The sequence below is a fragment of the Neisseria arctica genome (assembly GCF_022870905.1).
Taxonomy (GTDB): Bacteria; Pseudomonadota; Gammaproteobacteria; order Burkholderiales; family Neisseriaceae; genus Neisseria; species Neisseria arctica.
This window is the reverse complement of record NZ_CP091510.1, coordinates 1078263-1096472: the sequence shown is the minus strand read 5'-3', so window position 1 is coordinate 1096472 and position 18210 is coordinate 1078263. Positions and strand designations below refer to the sequence as shown.

The window sequence follows — 18210 nt, the reverse complement described above, 5'->3', positions numbered from 1 at the left end:
ATTTGCCTATATGTGAAGTAAAATCCGTTAAAGCAAACAATACATATAGAAATTAAACTACTATGGCCAACAAACTGACAATCCCTGCCGAGCTACCCGATGAAAACGACTTACGCGCTGTTTTAGCCTACAATATGCGTTTATTTCGTGTAAATAAAGGATGGTCACAAGAAGAGCTGGCCAGACAATGCGGGCTTGATCGGACTTATGTTTCGGCAATAGAACGCAAACGTTGGAATATTGCCTTATCGAATATAGAGAAAATGGCAAATGCCTTAGGAATCCCCGCATATGAATTGCTACTGCCGCCCCAAGCACGCTTGGCAATGATGAGTCAGAATATTTGATAAGTATAAATGCCGAGCTACTTCAAACCATATAAAAACATGCCGTCTGAAAATTTTCAGACGGCATGTTTTTATATTTACTTATCTCTAAAAGATGATATCAATGATGATGTGCCCCATGTTGCTTCTGGGTATTTTGGCTCGCAGCCGGATTTTTTACTTCTACCGTTACAGTTTGCGATTTGGCATTTTTAAAGTTCAAAGTAAGCGGAAACTTTTGCCCTGCCTGTAAAGGTGCCTTAAGCCCCATCAACATAACATGATAGCCACCCGGTTTTAATTTCACTTCACCGCCTTTAGGCAAAGCCAAACCACCCTCAACTTCACGCATACGCATAACACCGTTATCGTTTACATGGGTATGTATCTCTACTTTTTCAGCTACGGGGGTACTGCCACCAGTTAACACATCATCAGTTTTACCATCGTTTTCAATATCCATAAATACACCTCCCATACTCATACCTTGTACGGTAGTGCGTGCCCAAGCATCATCGATTTCGATGCCCGCTGCAGAGGTTGTTTGAAACATGCCGGCTAAAGCCAATGCCGCTAATAATTTTTTCATGGTGGTTTCCTTTCGGGTTACTTACCATTGCCCTTTACGGACATATACTAAAAAAGCATTGTAACTACTTTTATAAAATCTTGCAGCCTAAAAGGTTTAAAAAATATTAAAACCGTATTCCCGCCATAAAGCCATCAGCCATAAAATAGCCATTAACGTCATGCTCAACATTTGTGCGGCAGATCCGGCATCTTTGGCGCGTTTAGCCAATTCATTCTTTGCTGTAGACGTATGGTCGACAGCCGCCTCAATAGCAGTATTCAAAAGCTCGACAATCAACGACAAAAAGGATGCACCGACTAAAATCATACGGCTGGCCGGGCCGAAATCCAATATAAAAGCCAAAATAATCAATATACCGTTTAGCCACACCAACTGACGGAAGGCACTTTCATAACGGTAAGCAGCAGTCAAACCGTCTCGAGAATAGCCTGCGGCATTCACAATACGGCGGAAACCTCGCTTACCTTTCAGCTGTTCGGCATAATCTTGTTCAGACATAATTCCTGCTTTCTTCTGTAACTATTGCTTCTTTATTTATAAGAAAAGCGACAGATAAAATAATTATAATGAGAAAACTGTTTTCAGACGGCCTACACGGTTTTGGATGCCGATTCTACTGCATCGGCGAACATTGCGGCTACATCGAAATCTTTCTGCTTCATAATTTCTTGGAAACCCGTCGGGCTAGTTACATTCACCTCAGTTAGATTATTGCCGATAACATCCAATCCGGCCAATAAAATTCCGCGCCGTTTTAGTTCCGGAGCCAGTGTTTCGGCAATTTCCTTATCCTGATCACTGAGTTTTTGTGCCACACCGCGCCCTCCGGCAGCCAAATTACCGCGTGTTTCACCGTTTTGCGGAATCCGTGCCAATGCAAACGGAACGACTTCGCCGTTAATTACTAAAATCCTCTTATCTCCGTGTACAATTTCAGGGATATAACGTTGTGCCATAATGGTACGGCTATCCAGCTGCATTAGTGTTTCCAAAATACTGCCGATATTGGGATCAGCCTGTGTAAGCCTGAAAATACCCATACCGCCCATACCATCTAAAGGTTTTACGATAATATCACCGTGTTCGGCTAGAAAAGCACGCACATCCGCACTACGTGTGGTAACTAGCGTAGGAGCAGTAAAACGGCTGAAATTTAAAATAGCCAATTTCTCATTGAAATCGCGCATCGCCTGGCCGCTATTAAAAACCTTTGCTCCTTGTGCCTCTGCAAGTGTAAGCAGCTGCGTACTATAAAGATACTGCATATCAAAAGGAGGGTCGGTACGCATAATCACCGCATCAAAATCTTTTAATGCGCTTTCTTGCACCTCTTCTGTTAAAAACCAAGCTTTGTCGTGATCATTTTGGGCACCGATAAACTCAAAGGAAGCCGCCCGAGCCTTCACAATACCGTTGTGTATTGATAATTCGCTACTGAGGGTATGGTAAAGCTGCCATTCCCGCTTAGCCATTTCACGCATCATGGCGTAAGTAGTATCTTTATAGGTTTTGAAACCGGCCATCGGATCGGCAATAAACAATACTTTCATAGCGCACTTCCCGAGTAATTAATCGTATTATCATACTCCGCTTTCAAAGCGAAATAAATACACTGTTTATCCACCCGTAAATTGCCATATATACATCAATAGATATCATTTATTATTAATTAAGGCAGCAATATCATGTAATAAAAAAGAATTTTCTATACCCATTTATTTGAGCCAACCTATTAAACTACATAGCAGTAAAATATCCGTTTTCGAAATATCATTTTACCCTATGTAATTTATAGCAAATCCATGACTCAAATTTTAATTTCGACACCTTAAATCATGCTTAAACAACCTCATAACTTGGCAAAACATAAAAAATGCCGTCTGAACCGATTTTTCAGACGGCATTTTATATAATCGTATGTTTATTCAGTACCCAAACCTGCAATACACTGGCGGTCTCGTGCTTCAAAAGCAGAAGCTCCGCCCAATAACTCCAACTGCTCTTGCGGGCTGATCTTACCAAACGATCGCAACTGCTTTTCAGTCAGCTTATCCAGTGGTTCATCCCACATACAGGCACAATATTGGGTAACTAAACGGCCTTTTTCATCGGCAAGCCCATGTTGTTTCAAATCAGCCTGCCACTTTTCGGAAAATGGAATATTTTTTACACACGATTCGTAAATCGCTTGCTTGGCACGCGGCTTGGACATAGCACATTGTGATAAGAAAAACGTACCTGCAAGCAAGCCGAGTATTACCCAAAACCAAATGCGTATGGTACGGATTTTAGCTTTAGCCTTACGGCGCTGCTCTTCGGTATTTTCGGTATTTTTGGAATTATTCGCCTCGTTTGTCATGTAAGCTCTCCATGCGGATCATTACAACGGGCGTATTTACACTGTCCAAAGCCTCGATTTCGGCAATGGCGTTTTTAATTTGTTTTTCAATGGTGCTGTGGGTCAAGATAACGATTTCGGCATTGGTTTTATCGATAACACCTTTTTGAATCAATGCTTCGATGGATACGTTTTCTTTTGCCAACAAATTAGCAATTTGTCCTAGCACACCTGGTTTATCGTCTGCTTCAACACGCAAGTAATAGCTGCTGATGATTTCATCCATATCCAGCATTCTTTGTGCTTTCACTTCGCTGGCTTGGAAGGCCAAGTGCGGTACGCGGTTACCCGAATCGGCGGTAATCAAACGACTGATATCAATAATATCCGCCACAACGGCGCTGGCTGTCGGTAATGAACCTGCGCCCGGACCATAATACAGAGTTTCGCCAACCATGTCGGCATCTACGCGCACGGCATTCATTACGCCGTTTACATTGGCTAAAAGACGGGATTCGGGGATTAAGGTCGGATGTACCCGCAATTCAATACCTTTTTCACTTTTACGGGTAATACCCAACAGCTTCACACGATAACCCAACTCTTCGGCATATTTGATATCACGGCTATCCAGTTTGCTGATACCTTCCAGATAGCAAGCATTGAAATTGACCGGCGTGCCGAAAGCCAATGCGCTCATGATGGTAATTTTATGACCTGCGTCATGTCCCTCAATATCAAAAGTAGGATCAGCTTCGGCATAACCCAGCGCTTGAGCCTGTTTCAATACATCGGCAAAATCGCTGCCTTTTTCGCGCATTTCGCTGAGAATAAAATTGCTTGTACCGTTGATGATACCTGCAATCGTTCGGATGTTATTAGCCGACAAACCTTCACGTAAAGCTTTAATAATCGGAATACCGCCTGCCACGGCGGCTTCAAAGTTCACCATCACGTTTTTCTGTTCGGCCAAAGCAAAAATTTCATTACCGTACTCGGCCAAAAGCTTTTTATTGGCTGTCACAACGTGTTTGCCGTTTTCAATCGCTTGCAATACTAAATCTTTGGCAATATCGGTTCCGCCGAACAACTCCACCACAATATCGATTTCAGGGTGTTTAATCACATCAAAAGGGTCTGCCGTCACCTTTGTTTCAGGCGTACACACCGCACGGGCTTTTTCTTCGCTGCGCGTAGCTACCATCAATACATTCACATCACGGCCCAAACGGCGGCTGATTTCTGCTGCATTATTGCGCAAAACGCCGACAGCGCCGCTGCCGACTGTTCCCAAACCCAAAATACCGATATTGATAGGCTTCATCGTGTCTCCTTAAGCCGTTGTGTGTTAGTATGGATACGTATTATTGCTCTAAAATAAAAGGGCTTTATCCTACCCGAATTTATCTGTTTTTGCACCTGATTTTACGGACTACCGCCATGCTGATCGAAGAAAACCGCCAAAGCGGCGGGTATAATATTACCGCCCATAGTTCCGGCCATTTGGAAGTAAACGGCCATGTTTATACCGAAGCCGTCATTCTTACCGAAAACGGCGTACAAATTTTAGAAAACCGCCAACCGGCCGACCTCACCGAAAACGATTTTTTAAACCATGTGTCAACACCCCTACCCGAAGTGGTGATTGTCGGTACAGGAGAGAAACAGCTATTTCTGCATCCTAAAATCAATGCCGCATTAGCAGCTAAAGGAGTTGGCTTGGAAAGCATGTCGACCGCAGCAGCCTGTCGCACCATTATGATTTTACAAAGCGAAGGGCGGCGCGTATGGGCATGGTTATGGCCTTAAAAGGCGATTTGGTTTGGTTTATTGCAAGCTACACTTAAAGAATAACCAATACCGTATTTAACTTGAGGCCGTCTGAAACAATTATTTCAGACGGCCTTTCAATTTGTGGTTTAGCCTTCACAAGCTTATTTCCTCTATCCAAACATTTTTCAAATCATTTGCCGCTTTCATCATATAGTCATATGCACAATTTATAATTTTTATGTAATCAATACGTTGATATTTGTTGATTTTAAATACCATAAGGAACATATCAATACAAATGCTGTCTTATCAAATCAAAACCCAACTTCTCCGATAAGACAGCCTGACAATTTGCAGCCTAAGAGCGCACAGGTAAAACAATGACAATGAAAGGAGCATAATGATGCAACATCGTAGACGACAAAGTATTTTCCAAGCCGCCAAGCGTGCTTTCAAAACCAATCCTAAACCGGAGCAATACCGCCCCGCGCAAACTGCTTCCGGCCGTTAAGTTTTATTAATAATTACGCTACTTAAGCCCAGTATATTAATCAGATATATATTTTTATCAGTGCTACCTAAAACTTCGCCATTAAAATATACTTACCGGCATCGTATTGGACAATCATGCAAATCAATGCCAACCTATTTGATTGCAATCATAATAGGTACTTCTGATTGTTCACCGTTTTGTGCTCGTTCAGTATACAGTTCATAATCATAAGTATAGGCACGATTTAATTGTTCATCTTGCTGCCAAATACTTTGCCAAGTTGTTACAACTGCACCGGGCATACATCCTTTGGCAAGAAAAGTTTGAAATTTTTGTTCGGGAAATGTGCGCCCAACCATACCTTCAGGAATGGTGTCCAGGCTGTTGACTTCTGCGCCTAAAATTGCTGTATAAGCACCCGTGTAATCACTTTTGTAATCTGTATAAATAGAAACAATATGTGTGTTTAACTTATTGGGAATTTTTTCCAAAATGTGTTCCGCAAAAAACTGTTGCCAAAGCGCGGTCATATCTTGCTCGGCCTGTTTATTTTGATTAGTCGTGCGTATGGCAATACCAATGATGTTCATAATTGTGTTTCCTAAAGTGGCTTTAAATTAAAAAATCACCATTGTCTATGATGTAAACTTATTATAGTTGATTGAATGGAAAAGAGCTAAATGCACTGTGAAAACAGCTAAATATAACGATTCAACAGTTAAATTTTATAAAAAGTAAAAGCCGTCTGAAAATAAATTTCAAACGGCTTTTACTTTAAAATTCAAACCATTCGGGTAAAAGATAAATAGTAAGATTTCAGCCAAATCCTGTTTCCTTCAAGCCTGCCTCAATCGCACTTTCTCTCAAACTTACTCCTCCGGTTCCGCACCATTAAAGTATTCAATGGCGCCACCTTCAAAAAAGCCTTGCAATATCGCCTGGGCGGCCACCTGATCCAATACAGCTTTCTGTTTGCGGCCAAATACTTGGGCTTCCGCCAACAGGCTCTCAGCATAAAGAGAGCTCATCCTCTCATCTACCCAATATACAGGCAGCTTGAAACGACCATGTAGACGATGTCCGAATTTACGGCTTAAGCGTGTCAATTCATGCTCGGTGCCATCACTGTGTGTCGGCAGTCCTACTACCAATTGAACCGGTTGCCATTCTTTAATCAAACGGGCAATTTCATCAAACTTGGCCGCATTACTGTCGCCGCTAACGGTAACCAAAGGATGAACGATCCCCACTTCTGCGTCTCCCTCTGCCACACCGATACGGGCCTCGCCGAAATCAAATGCCAAAGTCGTTCCTTTTTTCGCACTAAGCATGCCCGGCTCCGCTCATTAATACCGTAGTACTTATCCCCAGTTTGGCCAACGCCGCATCATAACGTTGGTTATAAGGCAGTTCAAAAAGGATACGCCTGTCGGCAGGTACCGTCAGCCAGGCATTTTCCGCCAACTCGCGCTCCAACTGACCTTTGCTCCAGCTGGAATAGCCTATGCTTACCACCGCACGCTCAACCGCCTCCGGTTTGGCAAGGTTTTCAATAATATCTCGTGACGTAGTCATGGCCACATTCTCGTTAACCTGCAAACTGCTTTGCCATGAACCGACAGGCGTATGTACGACAAATCCCCTGTCAAGCTGCACAGGCCCGCCCATCATCACCCATTCATGCTTGAAGCGGTCCGGTACCTCATGTTCAGATGCTGCAAACACCAAATCCATAGTTACCGGTGAAGGTTTGTTGATAATCATGCCCATCGCACCTTGTTCGTCGTGTTGGCAGATGTACACAACGCTGTTTTCAAAGAAAGGATCCTCCATAGAGGGCATGGCTATCAGAAAATGATCAGATAAATTCATAATGCGTTATTTTCCTATATTTGCGCCGAAATATAGAGGCAGAATACTGCTTTTGCAAGAGTAACTGCCAACAGCCCTTCTCTAAAATGCCGTCTGAAAATTTCACGCTGACACGGTATACATTCCTCTTAGCAATTTAAAACCATTCCACGGCCTCATCACATTTTTCCGGAACATTTGTTTGGTAACTTCCGATTCATTACCTGCCATTTTATCGGTTATAAAAAGAATACAAGCGGCTTTTGCACCCCATGCTTTCAGATTTTCAGGTAAATCAGTATAATCAAACCGTTTTTACTTTTATTCACGCTGCCTGATTTATGTTGTTAAAACCTTTATTGCTTGCCGTGCTAATCGGCTTGTCCCTGCCCGTATCGGCCGCTCCCGAATCAACGGCCGGAGATTTGCAGGAAATCCAAAAAGCCATCAGTGCGGCACAAGCAGATTTGCGTGAAAAACAAGCGGCACAAAAAAGCGCCCAACAAGCCTTGGAAAAAAGCCGTGCCGCCCTTAGCAAAGCACAACAGGAATTAAATGAAATCAATAAAAAGCAACGTGCCGCCTGGGAAAAGCTGCAAGCGCTGCAAAACGAATTAGGCCGTCTGAAAATAGAAGTAAGCGGTGCGAAAGCACAAGTATCCCGCCTGCTTGCGGGACATTATAAAAACCGCCAACCCAATGCCGTTGTGCTGTTTTTGAAAAACGCCGAGCCCGGTCAAAAAGCACGCTATTTACAATACACCCGCTATATTAACGAAGCTAACCAAAAAGTTATCAATGACTTGATTAGCCAACAACAAGCCTTGGTCAGCCAAGAAGCGGCGATTGATGCCGAAGTAGCCCGCCTAAACAAACTAAAAGCGCAAAAACAGGCAGCACTAGGCAAACTCAACCGCAATAATTCCAGTGCCCAACAAGAAAGCCGCCGACTTTCGGCCCAAATAGACAGCCAAACCCAACGTATTGCAAAATTGCGTGCGGACGAACAAAAGCTAAACAATCTTTTAGCCGATATCGCCCGCCGTAATGCCGAAAAGCGCCGTCAAGAAGCTGCTGCGCGTAAAAAATCTGCCGAAGCGCGTATCGCCGCTGCGAATAAAGCGCGGGTGGAAGCAGCGAAAAAAGGCCGCGCAACCGCGCAATCAAACTCTAAAAATAACGATAAAAAAACAGTTCCAACCACTTCACGCCCTATTCCCCAATCAACCCTCACCGCGGAAGACCGCGCATTACAAGCGCCGGCTGAAGTACAAACCGTATCAGGCGGTTTCAGCACCATGCAGGGGCGCCTGCGCCGCCCTGTAGGCGGTAGTATCAGCGGCCGGTTCGGCCAGGCTCGCCCCAGCGGCGGTAATTGGCGCGGCGTATTTTTTGCAACTGCCCCTGCGCCGGTGCAAAGCATCGCTTCAGGCACGGTTGCTTATGCAGGCTCGCTCAGCGGATACGGCAATATCGTCATTATCGATCACGGCGACAGCTATCTGAGTGTTTATTCAGGCCTTAGCAATATAGCCGTCGGCAACGGTAGCCGTATTTCTGCCGGCAGCCGTATCGGTACCAGCGGTACGCTACCGAGCGGTGAACAGGGGCTATATTTTGAAATACGCCACCGCCAACAAGCCATGAACCCGTTGTCTTGGGTCAGATAATATCGGTAAGTGGACAGTTAGCGTTTTTTTACCCTCTATAAAGTTGCCGATTACCGTCAATTCAAATAAAGTTCATACAATTTGAGTATCGGGCCCTCCGAATCCTTCTCCGAAATAAAAGGAAAGTATCAAACCAATGGGAAAATCTACTTTAAAAAAAGCCGCCCTCTACACTTTCGGTGCTTTTAGCGGCGTGATTCTGAGCCTCAGCATACAAAGTTATGCCGCCAATGCCGATAAAAATAAAGAAGCTTTGCCGGTTCAATCCATCCGTACCATGGCCGAAGTATACGGCCAGATTAAAGCCAATTATTATCAGGACAAAACAGACGCTGAGTTACTCGAAGGCGCTATGAAGGGAATGGTGGCAGGATTAGACCCTCATTCCGAATATATGACCTTAAAAGACTATGCTGATTTGAAAGAATCCACCAGTGGTGAATTCGGCGGTCTTGGTATGGAAGTTGGCGCGGAAGACGGCTTTATCAAAATTGTTGCTCCTATTGAAGACACTCCTGCTGAGCGTGCCGGCCTCAAAAGCGGAGATTTGATTGTTAAAATCAACGATACTTCCACACGTGGTATGACAGTCAGCGAAGCTGTTAAACAAATGCGCGGCAAACCCGGCACTTCCATCACCTTGACCATTTCCCGCAAAGATGCTCCGCAACCCATCGTTGTTAAGCTCTCCCGCGCGATTATTAAAGTAAAAAGTGTCCGCCACCACTTACTGGAGCCGGGCTACGGCTATATCCGAATCAGCCAGTTCCAAGAGCGTACCGTGCCGGCATTAAACGAATCCGCCAAAGCACTGGTAAAACAAAACGGCGGACCGTTAAAAGGTTTGGTCTTAGACTTGCGTGACGACCCGGGCGGTCTGCTCAACGGAGCAGTCGGCGTATCCGCCGCCTTCCTTCCCGCAGATGCGGCGGTAGTCAGCACCAAAGGCCGCAACGGTAAAGACGGCATGAAATTAAAAGCAAATCCTGAAGATTACATGCTGGCTTCAGGCAAAGATCCTTTAGCCGGCTTGCCTGCCGAATTAAAATCTATTCCGCTCACCGTATTGATTAACTCCGGATCGGCTTCGGCTTCCGAAATCGTGGCCGGTGCACTGCAAGACCATAAACGTGCCGTTATCGTGGGTACGCAAAGCTTCGGCAAAGGTTCGGTACAAACCGTTCTTCCCCTATCTAACGGCAGTGCGGTTAAGCTGACTACCGCGCTTTACTACACGCCGAACGACCGCTCCATCCAAGCCCAAGGTATCGTGCCTGATGTAGAAGTGGTGGATAAAAAGCGTACTTACGAGAGTCGCGAAGCAGATTTGGTCGGCCATATCGGCAACCCTTTGGGCGGCAATGAAGTCAGCGGCCGTACTTTAGAGCACAGCACGCCCGTAGAAGAGGCCGCCTCATCTGCGAAAAACGACAAAGAAGAGGATATCGGCTCCCGCCGTATTCCTAATCCTGCTAAAGACGACCAACTGCGTAAAGCATTAGAATTGGTTAAATCACCTGCCCAATGGCAGAAGTCTTTAGGGTTAGCAGCTAAAAAACCGGCTCCGAAAAAAGAAACCGAAGATAAAGAAAAATAAGCAGTAAACCACCCTCTGAAAGGCCGTCTGAAATTGAAATACCTTTTCATTTTTCAGACGGCCTTAATCCATATTAACGTAAATTTCGCCTATAATTATTCTTTGCATTTTTAAATTTCAGGAAGTAATCATATGAATAAAACCCTAAAAATCAGTGCCGCCATTATTGCCGCCACCCTTTCGCTAACAGCCTGCAAACAAGAAAACCAAGCTGCGACAGGTAGTGCGGCATCAAGCACCCAAGCTGCAGGTTCATCTTTGGGTACGCCTATCCAACAAGCCAGTTACGCAATGGGTATCGATATCGGTCGCACTCTGAAACAAATGAAAGATCAAGGTAGCGAAGTAGATCTCAAGCTCTTTAACGAAGCCATCCAAACCATGATCGATGGTAAAGAGCCGAAAATGAGCGAAGCACAAGCACAAGAAGTAATGATGACATTCCTGGCCGAACAGCAACAAAAAGCTCAAGCCAAGCAAGCTGAAGATGCCAAAACCAATTTAACCAAAGGCGAAGCCTTCCTGAAAGAAAATGCAACTAAACCGGGTGTAAAAACTACTGCCTCAGGCTTGCAATATATCGTAAAAACCGAAGGTAACGGAGCCCAACCTAAAGCAACCGATACTGTAAGTGTTGAATACGAAGGCCGTTTAATTGACGGTACGGTATTCGACAGCAGCAAACAACACGGCGACAAACCCGTTACTTTCCCGCTGAACCAAGTGATTCCGGGCTGGACTGAAGGCGTACAGTTGATGAAAGAAGGTGCCGAATATACGTTCTTTATTCCTGCCAAACTGGCTTACGGCGAGCAAGCTATGGGCGACAAAATCGGCCCGAACAGCACTTTGGTGTTTGATGTAAAACTCGTTAAAGTGGGTGCGGACAAATAATCTGTATCCTTTATTTAAATAAAACCGCCTGGCTGTTTCAGGCGGTTTTATTCTTAAAATACCAAAGAAAAAGATTTTTTATCTCTAAATGCTCCTCTACGCATTCCGTGCAATGTTTAAAACAGCCATCCCCTATAAACAATCTGTATAAATTCTTTCGCTTATATGGTTTATGAACGAGGCCGTCTGAAAACCAGACATGGTTTCAATCCAATCAGCCGGTTTAGTTTTGCGATATCCAAATGCCTAAACCAAATATACCGCTGCTGCTTCACGTATTAATTGGGGCAGGCGGGCCAATTGCGGCGGCTGCATTTGCCAACAATGCCAATAAAGCGGAACATCCAAATAAGCTCCCGGACACAAGTCGATTAAATGTCCTTGCCCGATAGCCTCTGCAATCTGCACATCCATCAGCATACCATAGCCCAGTCCAAGATAAACCGCTTGGGTAAACGCATAAGAGGCGGGAATATAATGAACGGGACATATTGCGGCATCTATACCGAAATGCTGATGTAAAAAGCTGTTTTGTAAATCGTCTTTTCGGTTAAACATCAATAAAGGAGCTTTCTTGCAAGCCTTAATAGTGAGGCCGTCTGAAAACCATTTTTCAACAAAATCGGGAGAGGCCGTCAAGCGGTAACGCAATGCTCCGATTAAATGCGCTTCGCATCCCTTTATCGGCTCGGAGGAGCTGCTAACAGCCGCCGTTACGCGCCCCTCAGCCAAAAGCTGCAAGGTGTAGTCTTGATCGTCTGCCTGGATATCGAGCAACATATTTTCCCGCCCGATTGTTTCCGCCAACACTGGCAGCAGCCAGGTATCCAGCGAATCATGATTCACCGCCAACGACAATACAGCCGGCCTCGCCTGTAATTCGCTTTCTAAAGACTGCTGCAACCCTTGAATCTGCCGCCAATAACGCAATAGCCGCCGCCCTTCCGACGTCGGCCTGCACGGGCGGCTGCGGGTAAGCAATACAGCTCCGACAGCTTCTTCCAATTCACGGATACGCTTGGAAACCGCCGAGGCTGTAATCCCCAAGATACCGGCAGCCTGTTCGAAGCTTCCGCAATCTGCCGCCGCCGATAATGCCGACCATTGTTTAAAATCCCAATTCATATTTTTAATCCTGAATATTTTTCAGGCAGCCTGAAAAATAATGTATTTTGTAGCGAAAAGCGGCTATATACCACACAATGCGCCCCATCCATACATCAAAATCTTATCATGAACGCTTTTTTCAACGGTTTTCTGATTTCAGGCGGCCTGATTGTCGCCATTGGGGCACAAAATGCTTTTGTTTTGAAACAAGGGCTTCTCAGACAACATATCGGAGTGGTGGTTATCCTCTGTTGGCTATGTGACGTTATTCTGATCGGTGCCGGCGTATTCGGGCTGGCCTTATTGCTTTCGGGCAACTCCGTCGCCGGTAACTGGCTTTCTTTGGCAGGCGGGCTCTTTCTACTGGCCTACGGTTTACTGAGCGTCAAACGGGCATTGCGTGGCGGAAACAAACTGACCGCGGCTTTTGCGTCTGCCAACGAAGTTTCCGCATTACGCACTGCGGCAACTGCTCTGGCACTCACTCTGCTGAATCCGCATGCCTATGTAGATACAGTCGTATTAATCGGAGGAAGTGCTGCAAACTTAAGCCACTCAGATAAAACTGCTTTTTTTATCGGCGCCGTTTTAGCATCGGGCATTTGGTTCATCAGCATAGGTTATGGCAGCCGCCTGCTGCAACCATTGTTCAAGCGCGAAAGAGTATGGCGGATTCTCGATAGCCTGATTGCCGTAATGATGTTTTATCTGGCCTACGGCCTGCTGTACCCTCTTTGGGCAAACTGGTTGTAGAAAAATATCTCATGCCGTCTGAAAAACAGTTGCAATTTAGATGCCTTTCAGACGGCCCATTCAATGTGGCAAACCCTTGCAAACTTCACTTCTTTCAATTATTACGCAATCTCACTCTCCGATTTACTTCATCGATCCAATGCATTTCGATTACAATAAACCACCACAAAGATTTAAAAAGCCGTTAAATTAAGCTAAAACGCTTGTTTCAAACCGGCATACCCCTTACTTTTAACTTTTATTCAGCTATCCGCTTAAAAGGCCGTCTGAAAAAATGCAATCTAAAAAAAATATCGTTATTTTAATTTCCGGCAGAGGCAGCAATATGCAAGCCATTGTCGAAGCCGACATTCAGAACATTCAAATTGCCGCCGTATTAAGCAATAATGCCCAAGCCGCCGGTTTGGCATGGGCGGCAAGCCGTGGAATTCCGACCGACAGCCTCGACCACAAAACCTTTGCAGACCGCTTGGCTTTCGATAAAGCCATGATGGAAAAAATCGATGCTTATCAACCCGATTTGGTAGTATTGGCAGGCTTTATGCGGATTCTCACTCCCGAATTCTGCCGCCATTATGAAGGCCGCTTGATTAATATTCACCCTTCGCTGTTGCCCTCGTTCACCGGACTGCACACCCACGAGCGCGCTATAGAAGCCGGATGCCGTATTGCCGGTTGTACCATTCACTTCGCTACCTCCGAGCTTGATTGCGGCCCCATTATCGCCCAAGGCGCCGTACCCGTTTTAGATCATGATACAGCCGATGATTTGGCCGCACGCGTACTGGAAGTAGAACACCGGCTTCTACCCCAAGTCGTTGACGACTTTGCCGCCGGCCGTCTAAGTATCCAAGGCAACCGCGTTATCCGTACAGAACAGCAGCACAGCCAAACCCCTCTTTTGGCCTAACACCATCCTCACAATAGGAAAAGGAAAACCTATGTCGAACCGCAAAACCGTATTAAGCACTATCTTGGCTGCCTCCGTATTAGCAGTTCCGCCGGCATTGGCTGCAGAGCTGCCCCAATCTGCAGAACTACAATATTCAGGCAGCTACGGCATTCCTGCTACCATGACTTTCAATCGCAGCGGCAACAACTACACGGTGGTTTCCAACATCAAAGTGCCGCTTTACCGCATCCGCTTCGAATCAGGCGGCACCATTTCAGGCAACACCCTGCGCCCAAGCTACTACAAAGATGTACGAGGCGGTAAAACCTACGCCGAAGCACGCTTCAGTGGAGGCAAAGTTACCTACGGCAAAGTAGGCGAACAAAAAACCGAAAACGTATCCGCCCCGACCATGGATTTATTTACCCTCGCATGGCAACTGGCCGCTAACGATGCGCGCCTGCCTGCCGGCTTGAAAATTACCAACGGTAAAAAATTATATAGCGTAGGCAACCTGAACAGCATCGGCAGCGGACAAGTAAAAATCGGCGGCCGAAATGCCAATGTAAGCCGTTACCGTGTCCGCCGCGGTGAGGATACCATCACATACGCATTCGCACCTGCTTTGGGCAACATTCCTGCACAAATCAGCTATACAGACGATGGCAAAACCTATGATCTGAAACTAACCTCCATCAAAATCAACGGCCAAACCGTTAATCCTTAAATTTATTTCCCTTCCCTCAACACCGTATCCTACTAACGGGATACGGTGTTTTTATAACCATTTCTTAAAATAGGCCGTCTGAAACCCTTATCAGCCAATATCGCGTATAATTCCGCCATCAGTCCGATATAAAAACCAACTATGAATGCTAACCAACTCGAACACACCTCCGCCGTACTGGCAGAGATGCTAACCTTCAAACAACCTGCCGATGCAGTCGTATCAGCCTATTTCCGCCAGCACAACAAACTCGGACGTGCAGACCGCCATGAAATTGCGGAAACCGCGTTTGCCGCACTCCGCCATTATCAAAAAATCTCCTCCGCCTTACGCCGCCCCCATGCTCAAGCAAAAAAAGCCGCGCTAGCTGCCTTAGTTTTAGGCCGCAGCATGAATATCAGCCAGCTTGAAGAACTGTTGGATGAAGACGAAAAAACCTTTCTAAGTAACCTAAAAGCCCGTAAAAACGAGTTTTCAGACGGCCTCAATACCGCCGCCGAATTACCGCAATGGCTGATCGAACAATTAAGCACACACTATTCTGAAGAAGATATTCTCAAATTCGGCCGCAACGTCAACCAGCCGGCTCCGCTAGACTTACGCGTTAATACCCTTAAAGGCAAACGTGAAAAAATACTTGCCGAGTTGCAAGCCGAGGGCTTGGATGCGGAAGCCACCCCATATTCACCTTGGGGAATCCGTTTGAAAAATAAAATCGCCCTCAACAAACACCCGCGCTTTCTTGACGGCACGCTGGAAGTGCAAGACGAAGGCAGCCAATTATTGGCCTTGCTGCTAGGTGCCAAGCGCGGCGATATAGCCGTGGATTTCTGTGCTGGAGCGGGCGGAAAAACTTTGGCTATCGGTGCCATGATGGCTAACAAAGGCCGTATCTATGCTTTCGACATTGCCGAAAAACGCTTGGCCAATCTCAAACCCCGTATGGTTCGGGCCGGGCTGACCAATATCCATCCCGAGCGTATCAGCAGTGAAACCGATCCACGGATCAACCGTCTTTCAGGCAAAGCCGACCGTGTATTGGTTGATGCCCCCTGCTCCGGCCTCGGCACATTACGCCGTAATCCCGATCTCAAATACCGGCAATCCGCCGATACCGTTGCCGCCCTGCAAGAGCAACAGGCCTCGATTCTTACCGAAGCTGCAAAACTTGTTAACGAAAAGGGCAGATTGGTTTACGCCACCTGCAGTATCCTACCCGAAGAAAACGAAATGCAGATTGCCCGTTTCTTAGAAAAATATCCGCAATGGCATGTTGTCGATTGCGCTGCCCTACTAAGTAACTATAAAATCGGGTTGGATACAGGTGTATACTTACGGTTGGATTCCGCCTGCCACCAAACTGACGGCTTCTTCGCCGCCGTATTGGAAAAAAGCAGTTGAGCGGATCCCCGCTACACGCTCCCCGCAAACCCTTACCATCTAGGAATACCTATGAGCATTCAAGAACAAATCAAAGAAGTCGTTACCACACACCGTGTCGTTTTATTCATGAAAGGCACCAAACAATTTCCCCAATGCGGTTTCTCTTCCCGTGCAGTACAAATCCTGCAAGCAGCCGGCTGTAACGACTTCGTTACCGTAAACGTATTGGAAAACGACGAAGTACGCCAAGGTATCAAAGAATACAGCGACTGGCCGACTATTCCGCAACTATATGTAAACGGAGAATTTATCGGCGGTTCCGACATCATGATGGAAATGTATGAAGCAGGCGAACTACAAGATATTTTGAAAGCCTAAGCCCGAAAAACCTGCCGCAAGCAGGTTTTTTTACAGCTTGCATATTCACAAGCAAACTTGAAAAACATTATAATCCGTACCAAATTTTATTCATAATGCCGTCTGAAAATAACAGAGAAAGTCAGATTCATGAACATCACCATTATCGACCATCCATTGGTCAAACACAAACTCACCCTGATGCGTGAAGCCGATTGCAGCACTTACAAATTCCGTACCCTTACCAAAGAGCTTGCCCGTCTGATGGCTTATGAAGCCAGTCGTGATTTCGAAACCGAAACCTTTATCCTAGACGGCTGGTGCGGCGAACTCGAAGGATCGCGTATCAAAGGAAAAACACTGACCGTCGTACCGATTCTGCGTGCCGGCCTGGGCATGCTTGACGGTGTATTAGACTTGATTCCTACCGCTAAAATAAGCGTAGTCGGCCTGCAACGTGATGAAGAAACCCTTCAGCCGGTTCCATATTTTGAAAAACTGGTCGATAGCATGCAAGAGCGCCCGGCCTTGATCATTGACCCCATGCTGGCCACCGGCGGCTCAATGGTCGCCACCATCGACCTGCTCAAAAGCAAAGGCTGCCGCAACATCAAAGCATTGGTATTAGTAGCGGCGCCTGAAGGGGTAAAACTGGTTAACGATGCCCATCCGGACGTTACCATCTACACGGCCGCCCTCGACAGCCACCTTAACGAACACGGCTACATCATCCCCGGTTTAGGCGATGCCGGCGATAAAATTTTCGGTACCCGCTAATTTGGTAAGGCCGTCTGAAAACTTTCAGACGGCCTGTAAATTTCTACCACCCTTACCCAAAACAGTACAATTATTTGAAATAAAAGGAAAACACATGAGCTTTCAAGAAAACCTCGCTACCCTTCCTTCCATCGACCATCTAAGCAGCCTGAATATCACCGACAATGCCGGGAATGTTATCCACCACATTCCCGCAGCTCCGGGCAAACTCGGTTCACTCAAACTATACAATGCTTTGGCTGAAAAATTTAGCAATACACTCAATGCGGAAGCAGCAGAATACGGCCTATCGCTTTTTGCCGAACACGTAGCGGATGCAGAAACCAACCCTGGCAAACACCCCAATATCGATTTACTGTTCAAAGTAAAACAAGAAAATCTAAACCTCACCCTACAACCGGTCAACGCTTAAAATATCAAACCAAATACCTTTAAAATTCTCTACACCATACGGCAGGACAACGGCGGTTCATGCCGTATGAATTTTTATTAAAATCAAATTTATTCAACAGCTTATATCAAAATATTCCATAGCCATTATCCTAAATTGATTTCCCATAGCCGTATCTTTGCCAAAGCCTAACTGTATTTTAAAGCCAAAGTTCTATAATAAACTCAAATAAAAAGGCAGCTTGGACATTGAGCGCCACCCTGCATCACTCACCTCAGTATAAAGCTAT

Annotated in this window: 21 protein-coding genes; 12 read left to right on the top strand and 9 right to left on the bottom strand. The window is 45.8% G+C overall.

Annotated elements, in window-relative coordinates:
* Nucleotides 1–62: 62 nt before the first annotated feature.
* Nucleotides 63–347: a helix-turn-helix domain-containing protein gene (locus LVJ86_RS04975; protein ID WP_047761318.1), complete on the top strand. Its 285-nt coding sequence runs from the start codon at nt 63–65 to the stop codon at nt 345–347.
* Between the two features lie 100 nt (nt 348–447).
* Here the strand turns inward: LVJ86_RS04975 and LVJ86_RS04970 are convergent, their stop codons facing one another.
* From LVJ86_RS04970 to LVJ86_RS04950, 5 genes are all read right to left on the bottom strand, one after another.
* Nucleotides 448–915 (bottom strand): copper chaperone PCu(A)C, encoded by a 468-nt coding sequence (locus LVJ86_RS04970; protein ID WP_047761317.1) that lies wholly within the window; start codon nt 913–915, stop codon nt 448–450.
* A gap of 96 nt (nt 916–1011) precedes the next feature.
* The gene (locus LVJ86_RS04965) at nt 1012–1416 is read right to left on the bottom strand and encodes a diacylglycerol kinase (protein ID WP_047761316.1); all 405 of its coding nucleotides are present in this window, start codon (nt 1414–1416) and stop codon (nt 1012–1014) included.
* A 92-nt stretch (nt 1417–1508) separates the two neighbouring features.
* The gene (gshB, locus tag LVJ86_RS04960) at nt 1509–2468 is read right to left on the bottom strand and encodes a glutathione synthase (RefSeq protein ID WP_047761315.1); all 960 of its coding nucleotides are present in this window, start codon (nt 2466–2468) and stop codon (nt 1509–1511) included.
* A 371-nt stretch (nt 2469–2839) separates the two neighbouring features.
* Nucleotides 2840–3277 (bottom strand): hypothetical protein, encoded by a 438-nt coding sequence (locus LVJ86_RS04955; protein WP_047761314.1) that lies wholly within the window; start codon nt 3275–3277, stop codon nt 2840–2842.
* The gene (locus LVJ86_RS04950; protein WP_047761313.1) at nt 3258–4580 is read right to left on the bottom strand and encodes a homoserine dehydrogenase; all 1323 of its coding nucleotides are present in this window, start codon (nt 4578–4580) and stop codon (nt 3258–3260) included. The genes LVJ86_RS04955 and LVJ86_RS04950 overlap by 20 nt, the downstream gene beginning before the upstream one ends.
* Nucleotides 4581–4696: 116 nt before the next feature.
* Between LVJ86_RS04950 and LVJ86_RS04945 the strand changes: the two genes are divergently transcribed.
* Entirely contained in the window at nt 4697–5065 is a 369-nt protein-coding gene (locus LVJ86_RS04945; RefSeq protein ID WP_047761312.1) for an Mth938-like domain-containing protein, read from the top strand.
* Between the two features lie 609 nt (nt 5066–5674).
* Here LVJ86_RS04945 and LVJ86_RS04940 read toward each other — a convergent pair.
* From LVJ86_RS04940 to LVJ86_RS04930, 3 genes are all read right to left on the bottom strand, one after another.
* On the bottom strand, nt 5675–6112 hold the full coding sequence (locus LVJ86_RS04940) for a GyrI-like domain-containing protein (protein WP_047761311.1): 438 nt from the start codon (nt 6110–6112) through the stop codon (nt 5675–5677).
* Between the two features lie 279 nt (nt 6113–6391).
* The gene (ruvX, locus tag LVJ86_RS04935) at nt 6392–6853 is read right to left on the bottom strand and encodes a Holliday junction resolvase RuvX (RefSeq protein ID WP_047761310.1); all 462 of its coding nucleotides are present in this window, start codon (nt 6851–6853) and stop codon (nt 6392–6394) included.
* Entirely contained in the window at nt 6846–7394 is a 549-nt protein-coding gene (locus LVJ86_RS04930; RefSeq protein ID WP_047761309.1) for a YqgE/AlgH family protein, read from the bottom strand. The genes ruvX and LVJ86_RS04930 overlap by 8 nt, the downstream gene beginning before the upstream one ends.
* 320 nt (nt 7395–7714) lie before the next feature.
* On the opposite strand from LVJ86_RS04930, the gene LVJ86_RS04925 reads away from it, so the two are divergent.
* The 3 genes from LVJ86_RS04925 to bamJ all read left to right on the top strand — a co-directional run bounded on the left by LVJ86_RS04925 (nt 7715) and on the right by bamJ (nt 11534).
* Nucleotides 7715–9043, top strand: coding sequence for a murein hydrolase activator EnvC family protein (locus LVJ86_RS04925; protein ID WP_047761308.1), 1329 nt, complete (start codon nt 7715–7717; stop codon nt 9041–9043).
* A 136-nt stretch (nt 9044–9179) separates the two neighbouring features.
* Entirely contained in the window at nt 9180–10640 is a 1461-nt protein-coding gene (locus tag LVJ86_RS04920; protein WP_047761307.1) for a S41 family peptidase, read from the top strand.
* A gap of 132 nt (nt 10641–10772) precedes the next feature.
* Entirely contained in the window at nt 10773–11534 is a 762-nt protein-coding gene (gene bamJ, locus LVJ86_RS04915) for a BamJ family beta-barrel-assembly machinery protein (protein WP_047761306.1), read from the top strand.
* A gap of 246 nt (nt 11535–11780) precedes the next feature.
* Here the strand turns inward: bamJ and LVJ86_RS04910 are convergent, their stop codons facing one another.
* Nucleotides 11781–12659 carry a LysR family transcriptional regulator ArgP gene (locus LVJ86_RS04910; protein WP_047761305.1) on the bottom strand — a complete coding sequence of 293 codons (879 nt, stop codon included), beginning with the start codon at nt 12657–12659 and terminating at the stop codon, nt 11781–11783.
* Between the two features lie 108 nt (nt 12660–12767).
* Between LVJ86_RS04910 and LVJ86_RS04905 the strand changes: the two genes are divergently transcribed.
* The 7 genes from LVJ86_RS04905 (at nt 12768) to LVJ86_RS04875 (ending at nt 17942) form a co-directional block, all read left to right on the top strand.
* Nucleotides 12768–13394 carry a LysE/ArgO family amino acid transporter gene (locus tag LVJ86_RS04905; RefSeq protein WP_047761304.1) on the top strand — a complete coding sequence of 209 codons (627 nt, stop codon included), beginning with the start codon at nt 12768–12770 and terminating at the stop codon, nt 13392–13394.
* Nucleotides 13395–13668: 274 nt separating this feature from the next.
* Entirely contained in the window at nt 13669–14304 is a 636-nt protein-coding gene (purN, locus tag LVJ86_RS04900) for a phosphoribosylglycinamide formyltransferase (protein WP_047761303.1), read from the top strand.
* Nucleotides 14305–14335: 31 nt separating this feature from the next.
* Complete coding sequence (locus LVJ86_RS04895) at nt 14336–15013, top strand: DUF3108 domain-containing protein (RefSeq protein ID WP_047761302.1); 678 nt, start codon at nt 14336–14338, stop codon at nt 15011–15013.
* Nucleotides 15014–15154: 141 nt separating this feature from the next.
* Nucleotides 15155–16414 (top strand): RsmB/NOP family class I SAM-dependent RNA methyltransferase, encoded by a 1260-nt coding sequence (locus LVJ86_RS04890; protein ID WP_047761301.1) that lies wholly within the window; start codon nt 15155–15157, stop codon nt 16412–16414.
* Between the two features lie 51 nt (nt 16415–16465).
* Nucleotides 16466–16774, top strand: a complete 309-nt coding sequence (grxD, locus tag LVJ86_RS04885) for a Grx4 family monothiol glutaredoxin (RefSeq protein WP_047761300.1) — start codon at nt 16466–16468, stop codon at nt 16772–16774.
* A 129-nt stretch (nt 16775–16903) separates the two neighbouring features.
* Nucleotides 16904–17530, top strand: a complete 627-nt coding sequence (upp, locus tag LVJ86_RS04880) for a uracil phosphoribosyltransferase (protein ID WP_047761299.1) — start codon at nt 16904–16906, stop codon at nt 17528–17530.
* Between the two features lie 94 nt (nt 17531–17624).
* Entirely contained in the window at nt 17625–17942 is a 318-nt protein-coding gene (locus LVJ86_RS04875) for a DUF2322 family protein (RefSeq protein WP_047761298.1), read from the top strand.
* Nucleotides 17943–18210 lie beyond the last annotated feature (268 nt).